The 1,778-nt window shown below is 49.2% G+C and carries 1 protein-coding gene; it reads right to left on the reverse strand.

The annotated features are described in order from the left end of the window. Nucleotides 1-93: 93 nt before the first annotated feature. The gene (gene sat, locus H6S82_RS31935) at nt 94-1,260 is read right to left on the reverse strand and encodes a sulfate adenylyltransferase (RefSeq protein WP_190472150.1); all 1,167 of its coding nucleotides are present in this window, start codon (nt 1,258-1,260) and stop codon (nt 94-96) included. Nucleotides 1,261-1,778 lie beyond the last annotated feature (518 nt).

The raw sequence follows: 1,778 nt of genomic DNA on the forward strand, positions 1-1,778 counted from the left end.
CGGTTATCAGCCTACCAAGAGTCAGTATAAGAGTTACGAGTTTCCAGTTAAAAAATCGCTTTTTATGGAAAACTCATAACTCATAACTTATAACTACTGGTGCATCGCCCGCGCCAATTCAGCCGCTACCTCCGGTCTGGAGAACTGCGGCGGCGGCAGTTCGCCCCTACGCAGCATCTCCCGTACCTTCGTTCCCGACAGGTGGATGCGCTGTTCTGGAGTGCTGGGGCTAGTTTTGGTCGTCGCCATACCCTGAGTGACGGTGCAGTAGAAAGCGTGTTCAAACTTCATCGGCACAATACCCAATTCGGATGGCTCAAACTCGTCAAAAATATGTTGAGCGTCGTAAGTGCCGTAGTAATCTCCCACGCCGGCATGATCGCGTCCGACAATGAAGTGAGTGCAGCCGTAGTTTTTGCGAACCATCGCGTGAAAAATGGCTTCTCTCGGCCCAGCGTAGCGCATCGCCGCCGGGTTGATCGCCAGAATCACGCGGTCTTTGGGGAAGTAGCGTTCCAGCAAAACCTCGTAGCAGCGCATCCGCACGTCGGCGGGAATGTCATCGTCTTTGGTTGCACCGACGAGGGGATGCAAGAATAAGGCATCTACTGTTTCTAAAGCGCATTTTTGAATGTATTCGTGGGCTCTATGGATGGGATTGCGCGTTTGGAAGCCTACAACTGTCCTCCAGCCGTGTTCTTTAAACAATCGCCGCGACTCGGCGGGGTCAATTTGGTATTTGGGAAATAGGGGATGGGGGTCGCGTTGCAGCAACCAGATTGGCCCAGCTAGATTGATTGGCCCTTGGTTATATACCACCTTTACGCCTGGATGTTTGCTGTCATCGGTGCGGTAGACGTTTATCGCTTCGCGGTTTTTATCGTACTGATATTTTTGGGTTAGTTGCAGGACGCCGATAAACTGACCTGTGGGGTTATCCAGGCGTACCAAGTCGCCTTCTTTGAGGGTGGAGGCAACTTCTTCTGTGACGGGTAGGGTGATGGGAACTGACCACACGAGATTGTTTGCCAGCCGCATATTGGCAACGACTGACTCGTAATCTGCTTGTTCCATGAAGCCGGTCAGGGGACTAAAGGCACCGATCGCAATCATTTCCAAGTCGGAAACTGCTCTCTCATCCAGTTGCACTCTTGGCAGAAAGTCGGCTTTGGAGAGAAATTCTTGTTTTTGTTCGGGTGTGGCAATGCGATCGATCAGTTCGCCACCGTGAGGCGCAATCCAGTCTGGAAGATGACTCATATCGATTTTAGTTTTTAGCTGCAAGGATTTTGGATGAGAGGATTTTAGTTTTTAGCTGCAAGGATTCATCCTACCAAGCTCTGAGCGCTTTTCAGCACAGGCAAATGTCCGCGTTTCCACGGAAAATTTTTCTGGGTCGATTCCCCAGGTTACCTAGCCAATCGCTTCGCAAGCCAACTCAACATCTGGCGACACCCTGAATGCGTTGATGAATCCTGGGCTCTAGCAGATCTTTTTTAACAAATTTATCGGCTCGATATCAACATTAATTAGTACTTTGCGATCGAGTTGAAGTTCGGCAATAATTTCAGTTAGGGTATTCTACTTGTAGCCGAGCTTAAAAAGGAGGTAAACATCACTCAAATTAGTGCCGATCGAATTGCCCAAATTAGAGCGATCGCTAGCATTATGAAAACCGGCTCTTCCGTACTTAGTGTGCCAAATCATTTGTTTTTTAGTACCCTAAACCCAAGCTCGCTGCGATTTCAAGGCGATCGCACTTGTACTGTAATGCGATA

Origin of the sequence: Planktothrix sp. FACHB-1355 (genome assembly GCF_014748295.1) — a bacterium.
GTDB lineage: Bacteria > Cyanobacteriota > Cyanobacteriia > Cyanobacteriales > Aerosakkonemataceae > Aerosakkonema > Aerosakkonema funiforme_A.

Bases quoted from the DNA above. Each gene is read 5' to 3' on its own strand.
- sat (WP_190472150.1), bottom strand. From the start codon at position 1,260: ATGAGTCATCTTCCAGACTGGATTGCGCCTCACGGTGGCGAACTGATC.